At 49.0% G+C, this 13880-nt stretch carries 12 protein-coding genes; 1 reads left to right on the forward strand and 11 read right to left on the reverse strand.

Annotation, left to right across the window (positions count from 1 at the left end; genetic code table 11):
- Positions 1-22: 22 nt before the first annotated feature.
- Positions 23-982, reverse strand: a complete 960-nt coding sequence (serB, locus tag RH89_RS22670) for a phosphoserine phosphatase (RefSeq protein WP_004407060.1) — start codon at positions 980-982, stop codon at positions 23-25.
- Positions 983-1089: 107 nt separating this feature from the next.
- On the opposite strand from serB, the gene RH89_RS22675 reads away from it, so the two are divergent.
- Positions 1090-1707 (forward strand): YtjB family periplasmic protein, encoded by a 618-nt coding sequence (locus RH89_RS22675; protein ID WP_004407062.1) that lies wholly within the window; start codon positions 1090-1092, stop codon positions 1705-1707.
- A gap of 63 nt (positions 1708-1770) precedes the next feature.
- On the opposite strand, the gene deoD is transcribed toward RH89_RS22675, so the two are convergent.
- The 10 genes from deoD to RH89_RS22725 all read right to left on the reverse strand — a co-directional run bounded on the left by deoD (position 1771) and on the right by RH89_RS22725 (position 13871).
- Positions 1771-2487, reverse strand: coding sequence for a purine-nucleoside phosphorylase (deoD, locus tag RH89_RS22680; RefSeq protein WP_004407064.1), 717 nt, complete (start codon positions 2485-2487; stop codon positions 1771-1773).
- A 155-nt stretch (positions 2488-2642) separates the two neighbouring features.
- Positions 2643-3863, reverse strand: coding sequence for a phosphopentomutase (locus RH89_RS22685; protein WP_004407066.1), 1221 nt, complete (start codon positions 3861-3863; stop codon positions 2643-2645).
- Positions 3864-3883: 20 nt separating this feature from the next.
- Entirely contained in the window at positions 3884-5212 is a 1329-nt protein-coding gene (gene deoA, locus RH89_RS22690) for a thymidine phosphorylase (protein WP_004407068.1), read from the reverse strand.
- A gap of 104 nt (positions 5213-5316) precedes the next feature.
- Positions 5317-6093 carry a deoxyribose-phosphate aldolase gene (deoC, locus tag RH89_RS22695; protein ID WP_004407071.1) on the reverse strand — a complete coding sequence of 259 codons (777 nt, stop codon included), beginning with the start codon at positions 6091-6093 and terminating at the stop codon, positions 5317-5319.
- Positions 6094-6530: 437 nt separating this feature from the next.
- Positions 6531-7793 (reverse strand): NupC/NupG family nucleoside CNT transporter, encoded by a 1263-nt coding sequence (locus tag RH89_RS22700; protein WP_004407072.1) that lies wholly within the window; start codon positions 7791-7793, stop codon positions 6531-6533.
- Positions 7794-7998: 205 nt separating this feature from the next.
- A complete protein-coding gene (locus RH89_RS22705; protein WP_004407073.1) occupies positions 7999-8775 on the reverse strand; it encodes a TatD family hydrolase in 777 nt (258 codons plus the stop codon).
- Positions 8776-8821: 46 nt separating this feature from the next.
- Positions 8822-10381, reverse strand: a complete 1560-nt coding sequence (locus tag RH89_RS22710) for an FGGY-family carbohydrate kinase (protein ID WP_004407075.1) — start codon at positions 10379-10381, stop codon at positions 8822-8824.
- Positions 10382-10398: 17 nt separating this feature from the next.
- Entirely contained in the window at positions 10399-11433 is a 1035-nt protein-coding gene (locus RH89_RS22715; RefSeq protein ID WP_004407077.1) for a zinc-dependent alcohol dehydrogenase, read from the reverse strand.
- A 27-nt stretch (positions 11434-11460) separates the two neighbouring features.
- Positions 11461-13026, reverse strand: coding sequence for an FGGY-family carbohydrate kinase (locus tag RH89_RS22720; protein ID WP_004407079.1), 1566 nt, complete (start codon positions 13024-13026; stop codon positions 11461-11463).
- Between the two features lie 68 nt (positions 13027-13094).
- Entirely contained in the window at positions 13095-13871 is a 777-nt protein-coding gene (locus tag RH89_RS22725) for an SDR family NAD(P)-dependent oxidoreductase (protein ID WP_004407081.1), read from the reverse strand.
- Positions 13872-13880: the final 9 nt, after the last annotated feature.

Raw genomic sequence — 13880 nt, forward strand, 5'->3', positions numbered from 1 at the left:
TTTTTTTCAACTGAATAAGAGCTTACCAAGCGATCTTCTGTTGCTTGATGAGGCTGGCACTTAAGATACAAAGCACGCCACCTAATCCACTGTAACGAACCGCGGTTTGTGCCTGCTGTTCTACTTTAGGTTTCGCATGGTACGCCACCCCCAAACCAGCAGCATCCATCATCACCAAATCGTTAGCACCATCGCCGACCGCAACGGTGTTTTCTGGCTCAATCTCATACTGTTCTGCCAACTGGCGCAGGATGTCCGCTTTGGTTTGAGCCGATACGATATCGCCCAAAACCTTACCTGTCAGTTTGCCATTTACAATCTCAAGCGTATTCGACTGGGCATGGTCCAGGTTGAGTGTCTCTTTCAGGTAGTCTGAGAAGTAAGTAAACCCGCCAGATGCAATTGCCGTTTTCCAACCCAATGCCTGAAGGCTAGCCACGAACTCCTGCAAGTCTGGCATCATTGGCAGTTCACTGCGCACTGATTCCAGAATACTCTCATCCGCATCTTTCAGCGCGCCAACACGCTGTCTTAGGCTTTGTTCAAAATCCAGCTCGCCTTGCATTGCACGCTCAGTCACCTCTGATACCTGCTCTCCTACACCAGCGAGTTTGGCAATTTCATCGATACATTCAATCTGAATGGCAGTGGAGTCCATATCCATCACGACTAATCCCGGCTTACTGAGGTCAGGTACATCGGTCAGGCTGGCGTAATCCAAAGAAAGCGCCTGCAGAATGGTCTCGTGTTCTTTGGTAAGTTCACCGGACATCAGTGCCACTTCGTACTGCCCCACTTTCCATGTGGCGACAACGGCATTGTAGTAACCAGTAAAAAAGTCGATATCTTCAAAATGACTTGGCGACAAATAATTGGAAAAAACAATCCAGTTTGCGCGTTGTAGGTCGATCTTTGAAGAAAAGCGCGTTTCAGGAAGACGTTTTAGCAGTGTGATGTGTTTCTTTATAGGCAGTGTTTTCATTGCGTCCGTGGCAGAGTTGTCCTGTAGTGACCGTAAACTTACCCTATTGCAATTTAGAAACGCAAGCTTATGATCAATTTAAATCTTAACCAGTGGCAGACCTTTCGATGAGCAGTTCACTATTTTCATTCCGGGCTTTTCTGCGCATTATCGCCATGATAGTGCTGGCTTTGCTGTTTTTCTCTATGGTGCAAAACAGCGTAGTGATCAGTAAAGGCAACGAAGCCATTCAGGCTCGCCAGCTAGAAACGCTGACCAATGTTCTGGTCTCTCAGGCAGCGTTATCTGCCAGCGATATGCTGGTCAATCAAGATCAGGAAAACCTTCTCAAGCTGACTCAACAGCTTTCTAAAGATCGACTGGTATTTGATGCCACTATTTATGACGCAGAAGGCGTTAAGCTGGCAGCAAGCAGCAACGCCAAACCGGTGCGTGAGATGCTTGGTCTCGATACCCCACTGGGTACGGCGGCAATCGGTCGTCAGCAACTGGTGGAGCCCATTTACAATGATGGTGCCATGATCGGATACATGCGAATTACGTTTGAAAAAGGACGAGTGACTGCGATTTCCGACCACCACTACCGCAACAGTGATCGTTTAATGTATTTGATGATTCTGATGAGTTTTGCCAGTGGCGTGCTGATCACCATTCTGTTCAGACGCCAGCGACGCAGCCGTAAGAAGGGAGAAAACCTGCTGCTGAAAAATGTTGCGTCCCAATAGAATCTTATATTCAACAAAAAGCCCCGCTATTGATTAGCGGGGCTTTCTTTTTAGAGCAGTTTCTTACTTGTCGCCAAGCAGAACTGAATCGAGTGCGATTTCGATCATTTCGTTGAACGTGGTTGCGCGTTCTTCAGACGTAGTTTGCTCACCCGTCTTGATGTGGTCAGACACGGTACAGATAGTCAGCGCTTTTGCACCGTACTCTGCACATACGCCGTAGATACCAGCCGCTTCCATTTCTACACCTACAATGCCGTACTTATCCATTACGTCGAACATTTCTGGATCTGGTGTGTAGAACAGCTCTGCTGAGAACAGGTTGCCCACTTTTACATCGATACCACGCGCTTTCGCTGCTTCTTCTGCATTTTTCACCATTTGGTAATCAGCAATTGCCGCAAAGTCGTGACCTTTAAAGCGGATACGGTTTACTTTGGAATCGGTGCTGGCACCCATTCCGATAACAACGTCGCGAACTTTGATGTCTTCACTTACCGCACCACAGCTACCAACTCGGATGATTTTCTTCACACCGAAATCTTTGATTAGCTCAGTCGCGTAAATAGAGCATGATGGGATACCCATGCCGTGACCCATAACAGAGATCTTGCGACCTTTGTAGGTGCCAGTGAAGCCAAACATATTGCGAACATCGCAGACTTGCTCAACGTTTTCCAAAAAGTTCTCTGCGATGTATTTAGCGCGTAGCGGATCGCCCGGCATCAAAACAACATCTGCAAATGCACCCATTTCAGCATTAATATGTGGAGTAGCCATTGAAATAGTCCTTGTAAATAAAATTGAGGGCAATCGCCCCAGTTTGCTGGCAAATTATGGTGGATAGCGTGATTACTTCAACCTATTTTGCCCGCTCACTAAAATTAACCGCTCAAAGCTTAAACCTCTGGAGCGAAAACCTTATGAACACAGAGTTACAGGAAGCTTTTCCCGTAATCCATCGGAGACGTGCCAAAGTAGCTCGCAACCGACTGACCGATATCGGCAAACGTTTCTCGGAACCCTAGAGAACCTGCAGGCACTTTGCTTCCGTAAACCAGAACAGGGATGTGTTCTCGGGTGTGCTCCGTACCTGGCCAGGTGGGGTCGCAGCCGTGATCGGCCGTTATTATCAGCACATCGTCTTCTTGCAGAAGGTTAATCACTTCATTGATGCGGCTGTCGAAGTATTCCAGCGCTGTCGCATAACCCGCGACGTCACGGCGATGACCGTACACAGAGTCAAAGTCGACAAAGTTGGTGAATACAATGGTGTTATCACCGGCTTGCTGAATCTGTTCCAGCGTAGCTTCAAACAGTGCCGGAATACCTGTCGCTTTCACTTTTTTGCTGATACCACAGTTAGCGTAGATGTCGGCAATCTTGCCTATCGACACCACTTCGCCCTGTCTTTCATCAACCAGCTTTTGCAATACCGTTGGTGACGGCGGCTCTACAGATAGATCTCGACGATTCCCCGTACGCTCAAACTGCCCTTTGCCTGCCCCAACAAACGGTCGTGCGATAACACGTCCGATGTTGTAGTCTTCCATCTCTTCACGGGCGATTTGGCACAGTTCCAGCAAACGCTCTAAACCAAACGTTTCTTCATGGCAGGCGATCTGAAAAACAGAGTCAGCAGAGGTGTAGAAGATAGGCTTGCCCGTCTTCATATGTTCTTCGCCTAAGTCGTCCAGAACCTGAGTTCCAGACGCATGGCAGTTACCGAGAAAACCGTCGATTCCCGCTCGCTCAAGAATGCGATCCGTCAGTTCTTTAGGAAAGCTGTTTTCTTTGTCAGAAAAGTAGCCCCAGTCAAACATCACAGGAACGCCAGCAATTTCCCAGTGCCCGGATGGCGTGTCTTTGCCAGACGACAACTCGACTGCGTGAGCGTATGCCCCAACAACATCACTTTCCGACTCAAGACCCGGTGCAAAAGCGCCAGTGGACTCTTTGTGCGCCAGAGCTAAGCCTAACTTCGATAAGTTAGGCAGAGACAAAGGTCCATTACGCTCAGAGGTATCAGCTAACCCTTTGGCACACTGCTCGGCGATGTGACCCAGAGTATCTGAACCTGCATCACCAAACTTGTCAGCATCCGCAGTCGCGCCAATACCGAATGAATCTAAAACTAAAATAAATGCTCTTTTCATTACTTTCTCCACCAGCGCCTTTACACGTCTTCTGCTCGAATCTGACGGTAAACGTCTGGTGTTTTCTGATACTCACCGCCAACAGCAATGGCGCTTTGCAGTGCTTCAGCGGCTTCATTCCACTGCTCTTCACTGCGGGCGTGAATCATCGCTAACGGAGTTTCGCTGTTAGCGACTTCACCGAGACGGATAAACTGGTCAAAACCGACAGCGTAGTCGATAGAGTCCGTAGCCACGCGACGACCACCGCCCATAGCCACGACTGCCATGCCGATGGCTCGGGTATCCATTGAGGAAACAACGCCACTCTCTTTGGCATGAACCGGTTTGATGATCTCGGCTTTTTCGAGGTAGTTGTCGTAGTTTTCAACGAAGTCGACAGGACCGCCTAAACCAGCCACCATCTTGCCAAAGCATTCAGCTGCTTTTCCGTTATCCAGTACAGCCATCAGCTTTTCGCGTGCATCTTCGGTATTGTCTGCAAGCTTGCCCAGTACCAGCATTTCACTGCACAGCGCTAAGGTGATCTCGAGCAAACGTGGGTTGCGGTATTCTCCAGTCAGAAACTGCACCGCTTCACGCACTTCCACCGCGTTACCCGCAGAGGAAGCCAGCACCTGATTCATATCGGTGAGGATAGCGGTGGTTTTAGTGCCAGCACCGTTGGCTACCGCAACGATCGATTTCGCCAGCTCTTCAGACGCTTCGTACGTTGGCATAAAGGCACCAGAACCTACTTTTACGTCCATAACCAGTGAGTCCAGACCAGCTGCCAGCTTCTTAGACAGAATAGACGCGGTGATCAGGGAAATGTTATCGACGGTCGCCGTGATATCGCGGGTAGCGTAGACACGTTTATCAGCAGGAGCGAGATCGCCAGTCTGACCGATAATTGCAACGCCCGCTTCTTTGGTCACATCACCAAACACTTCGTTGTTTGGCGTAATGTTGTAGCCCGGAATGGATTCCAGCTTATCCAGCGTCCCGCCAGTATGTCCCAGCCCACGACCGGAAATCATAGGGACAAACCCGCCGCATGCCGCCACCATAGGACCAAGCATCAAGGACGTGACATCTCCCACACCACCAGTGGAGTGTTTATCGACAATCGGACCACCAAAGTTCATGTGATCCCAATTGATGACCATGCCAGAATCTCGCATCGCACAAGTCAGTGCGATTCGCTCAGGCATGCTCATTTCATTGAAGAAAATGGCCATCGCGAATGCCGCGATTTGTCCTTCAGACACTTCGCCTTTGGCAACGCCCTGGATAAAGAATTGAATTTCTTCCGCAGACAGCACTTCGCCGTCACGTTTTTTACGGATAATTTCTTGAGGTAAATACATTAGAACCTCCCACGCACCTTCATAGGTGCAGAGCTGTGGTTGTAGAGTAAAGAGGTAAGGCAACAAGCTGTGTTCAGACAGCTTGTTGCATCAGACTTTTAGAATTAGTAAGCAGTAGGGTCTGCCGTCTCGTCTGTTACTTCTAATGTATTAAGTAGGTTAGTCAGCAGGCTTGATGCGCCAAAGCGGTAGTGACGAGCATCTACCCAGTTGTCACCCAGGATCTCGTCTGCCATTGCCAGGTAAGCCGCTGCGTCTTCTGCAGTTCGAACGCCACCTGCTGGCTTAAAGCCTACCGTTTCTGCTACGCCCATGTCGCGGATCACTTCCAGCATCATGCGAGCGTATTCAGGAGTGGCATTCACAGGCACTTTACCTGTAGATGTTTTGATGAAGTCTGCGCCCGCTTCGATACAAATCTGAGACGCTTTCTTAATTAGTGCTTCTTCTTTTAGTTCACCTGTTTCGATGATGACTTTAAGAAGGATATCGCCACATGCTTCTTTACACTGTTTCACCAGTTCGAAGCCCACTTTCTCGTCACCCGCGATCAGTGCGCGGTATGGGAAAACGACGTCAACTTCGTCTGCACCGTAAGCGACTGCAGCCTTGGTTTCCGCCACTGCAATCTCGATGTCGTCGTTGCCGTGTGGGAAGTTAGTTACGGTCGCAATGCGAACGTCTGGCGTACCTTGCTCACGAAGTGTCTTCTTAGCAATAGGAATAAAGCGAGGGTAAATACAGATGGCAGCAGTATTGCCAACCGCTGATTTTGCGTCGTGACACAGCGAGATGACTTTTGCATCTGTGTCATCGTCATTCAGCGTTGTCAGGTCCATAAGTTTAAGTGCACGTAGAGCAGCTGCTTTTAAATCGCTCATTTCTATCTCCGATCAGTTTATTCAATGATTAGATGGCTTACCCCTTGGCAATCCATCACAACATGAACGGACTTGGTTCCCTGAAGACTTGAACTCGTTACAAGTTCAATTGCTATCCTTGTCACCGCACAGTACCTGTTTGGTCTATGGCACGACTCTAGTTTTTTCCTTTCATCGTGGCTAACGTTTTTACAAATCTGGTCTCTTTGCTTCCTGCAAAGGTCTGACCATTTATACAATACGCATTATTTGTTCAAAACAATAGCATTCCGGTTGACGCAAACGGTTTGTATCTCAAAAAACTCAGTCCATTATTTCCCTACACCTGAATAGCTCGTCATAAAAACTATTCGGGTATAAAAACAAAAAAACCCCGCAGCAATCTCTTGCTACGGGGTTGGTTTTCGTGGCGTCTATATAATCTTTCTCTTACTAACTTAGAAAGACAGGAACAGACCAGCGATTGTCGCTGCCATCAGGTTAGATAGCGTACCAGCGATTACCGCTTTCACACCCATGCGTGCGATGTCGTGACGACGGTTTGGCGCAAGGCTGCCCAGACCACCTAGTAGGATCGCGATAGAAGAAAGGTTCGCGAAACCACACAGAGCAAACGAGATGATTGCTGTTGTCTTCTCAGACATTGGCAGACCTGTTTCTGCTACCACTTTCGCACCTTCACCGATGTAAGGAGTGAAGTTCAGGTAAGCAACGAATTCGTTCACAACGATCTTCTGACCGATGAAAGAACCAGCCAGTGTCGCTTCTTCCCATGGCACACCGATAACGAATGCTAGAGGAGCAAATACCCAGCCTAGAACAAGTTCCAGAGTCAGCTCAGGCATACCGAACCAACCACCAACGCCACCAAGAACGCCGTTGACTAGAGCAATAAGACCGATGAATGCCAATAGCATTGCACCTACGTTAAGTGCTAGCTGAAGACCTACAGATGCACCACCTGCCGCTGCATCGATAACGTTCGCTGGCTTATTGTCGCCACCGTCGATGTCTGCGTCGATGTCGTCTTTAGGCGCTTCAGTTTCAGGCATGATGATCTTAGCGAATAGTAGACCACCTGGTGCTGCCATGAATGATGCTGCAACTAGGTATTCTAGAGGTACACCCATAGATGCATAACCAGCTAGTACACCACCTGCAACCGATGCCAGACCACCACACATTACTGCGAATAGTTCAGATTGAGTCATCTTAGGTACGAACGGACGAACAACAAGAGGCGCTTCCGTCTGACCTACGAAAATGTTAGCTGCTGCTGACATGGACTCCGCACGAGAAGTACCCAGTGCCTTCTGAAGTGCACCACCAAGAATCTTGATAACCCACTGCATAACACCGATGTAGTAAAGAACAGAGATCAACGCAGAGAAGAAGATCAGTGTTGGCAGTACTTGGAATGCGAAGATGAAGCCGATGCCGTCAACAGAGAAGTTAACCAGGCTACCGAACAGGAAACCTGTTCCGTCTTTACCGTAGTCGATAACGTTCTGAACACCTGCAGAGAATGCAGCCAGAAGGTCACGACCCCAAGGGATGTATAGAACAAAAGCACCAAGTGCAAATTGGATAGCAAAAGCGCCACCTACAGTTCTAAAATTAATTGCTTTGCGGTTGCCGGATAATAGTACTGCAATTCCTAGTAGTACTACGATACCGACGAGGCTCATAAACAGGCTCATAGTTTATGACTTCCTTATTAGTTATTTATTGGCGTGTTACAAATTGGCTCGTATTTGAAGCGTGGGCATTATAATCATCCCTCAATCAATAAAGTAATGGCATGGTCACAATTTGTAGTCTTATTCACTCTTGTATCATTAAATTATGTGATGATAGTCACGTTACGCAAACGTATACTTGCGGAACTTTCACAGAAGATAGCGATTAATCACAAATTCCGAACACTAAATTGCTTTTAGACCATAGCTGTGGCGCAATCGTTTGCTTTGGTCTTTTTTTGAGCTCAGAAAGACATTCCAGTATCTCAGGCAGAAATTTGGGGTGATTGGGTAAACCTTGATATCCATTCAATGGCATATCTGGCGCATCGGTTTCGAGCACCATGGCATCTATCGGTATTTGGGCGATGGTATTGCGCGTTTTTTGAGCTCTTGGGTAAGTAATCGTCCCGCCTACTCCAATTGCAAAGCCTAAATTGAGCCAGTCTTTGGCTTGCTGATAACTTCCACTGAATCCGTGAATCACGCCCCCTTGTTCGAAACGCATTTTCTTTAGTGTAGAGGTCATCAGCTGATGAGATTTTCGCTGATGAAGCACCAAAGGCAACTTGTGCTTATTCGCCAGTTCTATCTGCCCTCTGAACAATGCTTCCTGTTTTGACTGAGTGTCATTTCCAGAATAAAAATCCAGCCCACACTCTCCAACAGCAACGCATTTGTCTCCACAACGACTGAGCCTGTCATCGAGTAAATCGAGATGCGTATCCAAATGCTGGTCAATAAAATAAGGGTGAAGCCCGAGTGAAAAATAGATTTCATCATGGCTTGAGGCAAGTTCGCTGACTTTATCCCAGTTCGATAATCCGACTGACGGGATCAGGATGCGCGCCACACCCGATTGCTTAGCGGTTGCTAACGCTTCATCGGTATTGGAAAAGGCATCAAAATCAAAATGACAGTGGGTATCAAAAAGTCGGGACATAAGCTGGCTGCACCAATAAGGAGTTCAGAGCTTAGTTTATGAGGTGTTAGGTCCGATTAACAAGGCTGGATGTGATTTTGGCATTGACCTTAGAAAGTGCTTTCACTGAGTCGTGTAGATGCAGGTAGACGTTTTGATAGTAATCGTTGTAAACATCCACATTCTTGGCGTTGGGCTTAAAGCCGTGTTTGATGGAAACCATGCGTCGCGCTGCAGCTTTGCAATTAGAATATTCACCGCATCCAACCGCTGCACTAATGGCAGCCCCCAGCGCTGTGGTTTCTGACGTTTCCGGGATCAACAGGGTTTTGTTAAATACATCGGCAAAAATCTGGTTCCAGACGTCGCTCCTCGCAGAACCACCGTACATTTTGATCTGCTCAATATCGGTATTGGCCCCCGCTTCCATCAATTCGCCCTGCCTTCGCGACTCGTAAGCCAGCCCTTCCATGATCCCACGCACCACTTGCGGCTGACCATGTTCGGTATGAAGCCCAAACGCCATTCCCCGCGCATTCAAATCCCAATACGGTCCGTTTGCCCCCTGAAAATACGGCAGTATCATCATGCCCATATTGCCAACCGGGCTCTGTTCAGCACTTCGGTATACGTCACTCCAGTTTGGGCAGGCTTCGTCCTTCCCGACATTGAGGCAAAAGTGATCGCGATACCATTTCATGAGTGCAGAGCCTCCACTGGGAATGTAATTTTCCATCACATAGTTGCCAGACGGGCTGATTTCGATGACGTAATCCTGCTTTGCCCGTGAAGGTACATTGTTCACCAACATTTCATTGGTACAGGAAGTACCGCCATTGATGCCTATTTCACCGGGCTCGGTGACGCCCGCACCAAGAATGCCGCAAGGCTGATCCCCTGCTGTTACGACCACAGGTATCCCTTGAGGAAGACCCGTTATCTGGCTGGCTTGTGCGGTGACAGAACCGGCGGTGCTGCATCCGGGTAAAATCGTATCAATCCAGATGTCCCTTCTTACTCCCAGCGAATCAATAATACCACTCGCCCATTGCGCGCCGTGCTCAATATCCAAAGCTCCGGTCATTGTCGCTGCGCCGCTCAAAGTCACCAACTGGCTGGTCAGTTTATAAATCAGATAATCCTGTACCAGCATCAGTTTGTAGGTTCGCGAATACACGTCTGGCTCATGTCGCTTAAGCCACAGCGCCTTATAAAGCGTCCACTGACCGGGCGCATACCCGGTTTTTTCAAATATCTGTTGAGCACCTACCTCCTGCCCCGCAAATTCCGCTTCCTCACTGCATCGGATGTCATTCCACAAGATGGCATTTCTGAGCGGTCGAATATCAGAATCGACCGGAACAAAAGTAAACCTCTGGTGGGTGATACCGATACCTGCGATCTTGCTGCCATCCACATCTGGGTGGCTCATCACTTCCAGACAACCGGCAATGAACGCATTCCACCAGTCGTCGGCTTTCTGCTCTACCCATCCTGGTCTTTGCATGATGAGAGGGTAGCCATGAGCACTTTCAGCAATGATTTTCCCCGACATAGAAAACACAATCACCTTGGTTGCACTGGTACTGCTATCAACACCTATCAGCAACTTTTCACTCTTGTCCATGCTACCCCCTCAAACTCTCAGAAAACGAACAGGTTTTTAACCGCTTGCAGGTTTTCTAGCTGCTGAAAAGCACTCTCAAAGTCCTGCAATGAATAGGTCCCAGACATTAAAGGGGCAACATTGACTCGCTTCGAATCGAGCAAATCAATCGCGGTTTCCCAACTGGTCCAACTGGTGCTGTAGCTGCAAGATAAGGTCACCGAATTGTGCATCGCCAGATTCCACGGAACGGGGACTGTGTCCTTTCCAGTTAACCCTATGGCACAGATTCGACCATCCCGACGCACCAAATCGAACGCTTGATGAATTGCCGCTGGTGCACCGCTGGCTTCCACGACCAGATCGGCACCTAGCCCATGTGTCCATTCCGCAACCTTCTGTTTGATGTCCACCTGCTGAACGCTTATTGCATCGTCCATGCCCATCTCTTTCGCGATTCTTAACCGAACATCAAGGTCGTTATCTGTTCCAGTCACCAGAACCTTTCTGGCTCCACTGGCTTTGGCTGCTGCGGCAGCAAGTAACCCTATTGCGCCACAACCTAACACCACCACAACATCATTAGGCTCGACTTTGCTACGCTCTAACACTGCTTTCACCCCTACGGCGAGCGGCTCTGCTAATGCGGCTTCTTCAAAAGACAGTGAATCGGGAATTCGATGCAATGAGGTGGCTGGCATGCAGATAAACTCTGAAAAGCAGCCATCAATCTTATAGCCAATGGCTTTCTTGTCTGGGCAGATTTCGACCTGTCCGTTTTTGCAATAACGGCAATGTCCACACCCACCTTTATGGGGCTGAGACACAATGCGGTCTCCTTTCTGAAAGCCGGTCACCGCCTCTCCAACAGACACAATCTCCCCTGAGAATTCATGCCCCAGAGTGACTGGAGGGAAGTTGATGAAGGTGTCTTTTTTAATGTGCAGATCGGTTCCGCAGATGCCTGCGGCTCTGACTTTGACCAAGACTTCATCTGGCATTGGAGTAGGTTTCTGGACGTCAGACAACCTCAGGTTCCCAACTCCCGATTGGGTTTTCACTAGCGCTTTCATTCAGACCTCACATCGATAAAAGGAAAGTTACGAATCTGGTCGCTCCGCCATTTCGTGCATCAAAGGCATCATGGCGTCGTAGGTTCTTTCGTATAAGTCGAAATAGAACTGATAGTTCTGATGGGATTTCGGGTTAGGTTTGATGACCTTGGTAATGGTGACCATGTTGTCGGATGCCGAGACCAGATCATCATAAAACCCTGCGGCTTTTGCGGCGCAAATGGCACTGCCCAAAACTGTGGCTTCGGTGAATTCCGGGATATGGATTTCCACATTGCTGACATCCGCATGAAGCTGCAGGCTGAACTCACTTTTTGAAAAGCCACCGCCAAAATACATGGCGTTGATGTGCACGCCGTTTTTTCTAAGCCGAGTGAGCATGCTTTCAGTCGCGTAGGCAATGGATTCGCAGATCGCCCGATACACATGGGCTTTGCCGTGTTTCAGAGTCAGCCCCCAGACCGCGCCCTGCACTTTATAGTCGGTATGTGGCGTGCGGTTCCCCTGCCAGTAATCCAGAACAATCAAACCTTCAGAGCCAATCGGAATGCTTTTGGCTTCCTGCGTGAGCTTTTCCAGTTTGTCGGTGTCTTTTTCTGGTAATCCGGGATTGTCGAACATGGCTTCGTGAATAAAGTTGTCGTTGTACCATTTGATGATGGAACCACTCGACACCTGTCCACCTTCGTAAACCGTCAACCCGGGAATGACGCAATCCGGATGAGGACCAAACACGCCTTTGATGGGGGTTTCGCTGTCAGACATGGGAAGAAACACATGAGAAGAACCGGTAATCAGCGCCGCCTGATTTTTTCGGACCGCATTGAGCCCGAGCATACCGACATAAGCATCGCAGCCGCCCATGGCGATAATGGTGTCTGGCGACAACCCGGTTAGTGCCGCAACCTCAGCCGAAATGTTGCCGACGGATTCTCCCATCGGCAGCACTCGTTCGGGGAATTTCTCTACAATATCCTCCAGCCCGATATGCTGATAAAAATCGTGCGGCCAGCCCCCCGTGCGAGGATTGTAAAACCAGCGATGAGTAATATGGTTGATACTCAGCGCAGGCACACCACTGAGTTTCATGGTAAGAAAATCCACTTCTTCCATAAAGTAGCGAGACTGAGCGAAACGTTCTGGGTCGTGTTCTTTCAGCCACAACAGCTTGGGCAGCATCATCTCTGAACTGACTCCGGCACTTGAGCGCTCCAGAGCAGGGTGACCAGTGCGGAAAATGTTTTCTGCCTGATCGCTGGCGCGAGCGTCCATCCATAAGATTGCGGGGCCAATAGACTCACCGTCCTCATCAACACAGACCACGGTACTTGCGGTTCCATCCACTGCAACAGCGCGTATCTGCGCAGGGGTGATGTCCGTCTCATCAAACAATGCCCGAACGGAACCGACTAACGCATTCCACCAGTCTTCCGGGCTTTGTTCCGCCCATCCGGGACGGGGGAAATGAGTAGAGTAATCCTGATTTTTTAAATACCGACAGTCCCCATCGGCGTTGAACACGCCAATTCGCAAGCCACCTGTACCCGCATCAATGCCCATGACCAAAGGTTCTGTGATTATGTCTGCACTCATATCCATTTATTCCTTTAAAAAGATAACGTCTAACAAACGAAAGCGTAGGCTCTCCCGACCTAAAGCGTTTAGCGTCCACCCGAAGTAGAGATAAACTGCCCGGTGATGTAAGAAGATTCATCGCTCATCAGATACGCCGCCAGAGACGCCACATCTTCTGGCGTCCCCAACCGGCCAATAGGTACGCTCTTTTCATATTTAGCGCGCACGGTCGAATAGTCTTCCCCGGTGGTTTCCACCCGAGACTCCAGTATTTCTTCGGTCATTCGAGATTCGATTCGGCTAGGGCAAATGGCATTCACATTGATGTTATGAGGTGCTAGCTCCAACGCCAGCGCCTGAGTTAAACCATTCAGACCGAACTTGGACGCGCTGTAAGCCACACGCCTTGGTCTGCCGAAAATCCCTGATTGAGATGAGATGTTGACGATTTTGCCGTATGCATTCTCCAGCATGGTTGGAATCACGGCACGTGTGACCAGAAACACCCCGGTCAGGTTTACGGAAAACACCTTCTCCCATTCGGCAAGCGAGATATCAACGAAGCTGCTTTCCTGCACTATCCCTGCACAGTTGATTAAGGTATCCACCTTGTGCCCTGAGACCCATCTACCGATGGATTCAGCTACCTGTTCTTCATTACAGATATCGAACGCTTGCAGGTGACAACGACCGCTTTCAGTTTCAATGAGCGTCTGAGTTTCTTCCAACCCCTGACGATTGATGTCGCATATCAGAACTGTTGCGCCATCCTTTGCCAGCTTAAGTGCACACGCTCGCCCGATACCATTTCCTGCTCCGGTTATGATGACCGTCCGACCGTCGAATCGACTCGTGTTTTGCATGTTTCACCG

The organism is Vibrio nigripulchritudo ATCC 27043 (genome assembly GCF_000222685.1).
GTDB lineage: Bacteria > Pseudomonadota > Gammaproteobacteria > Enterobacterales > Vibrionaceae > Vibrio > Vibrio nigripulchritudo.

Bases quoted from the DNA above. Each gene is read 5' to 3' on its own strand.
- RH89_RS22725 (WP_004407081.1), bottom strand. From the start codon at position 13,871: ATGCAAAACACGAGTCGATTCGACGGTCGGACGGTCATCATAACCGGA.
- deoD (WP_004407064.1), bottom strand. From the start codon at position 2,487: ATGGCTACTCCACATATTAATGCTGAAATGGGTGCATTTGCAGATGTT.
- RH89_RS22720 (WP_004407079.1), bottom strand. From the start codon at position 13,026: ATGAGTGCAGACATAATCACAGAACCTTTGGTCATGGGCATTGATGCG.
- RH89_RS22700 (WP_004407072.1), bottom strand. From the start codon at position 7,793: ATGAGCCTGTTTATGAGCCTCGTCGGTATCGTAGTACTACTAGGAATT.
- serB (WP_004407060.1), bottom strand. From the start codon at position 982: ATGAAAACACTGCCTATAAAGAAACACATCACACTGCTAAAACGTCTT.
- RH89_RS22710 (WP_004407075.1), bottom strand. From the start codon at position 10,381: ATGGACAAGAGTGAAAAGTTGCTGATAGGTGTTGATAGCAGTACCAGT.
- deoA (WP_004407068.1), bottom strand. From the start codon at position 5,212: ATGTATTTACCTCAAGAAATTATCCGTAAAAAACGTGACGGCGAAGTG.
- RH89_RS22705 (WP_004407073.1), bottom strand. From the start codon at position 8,775: ATGTCCCGACTTTTTGATACCCACTGTCATTTTGATTTTGATGCCTTT.
- RH89_RS22715 (WP_004407077.1), bottom strand. From the start codon at position 11,433: ATGAAAGCGCTAGTGAAAACCCAATCGGGAGTTGGGAACCTGAGGTTG.
- deoC (WP_004407071.1), bottom strand. From the start codon at position 6,093: ATGAGCGATTTAAAAGCAGCTGCTCTACGTGCACTTAAACTTATGGAC.
- RH89_RS22675 (WP_004407062.1), top strand. From the start codon at position 1,090: ATGAGCAGTTCACTATTTTCATTCCGGGCTTTTCTGCGCATTATCGCC.
- RH89_RS22685 (WP_004407066.1), bottom strand. From the start codon at position 3,863: ATGAAAAGAGCATTTATTTTAGTTTTAGATTCATTCGGTATTGGCGCG.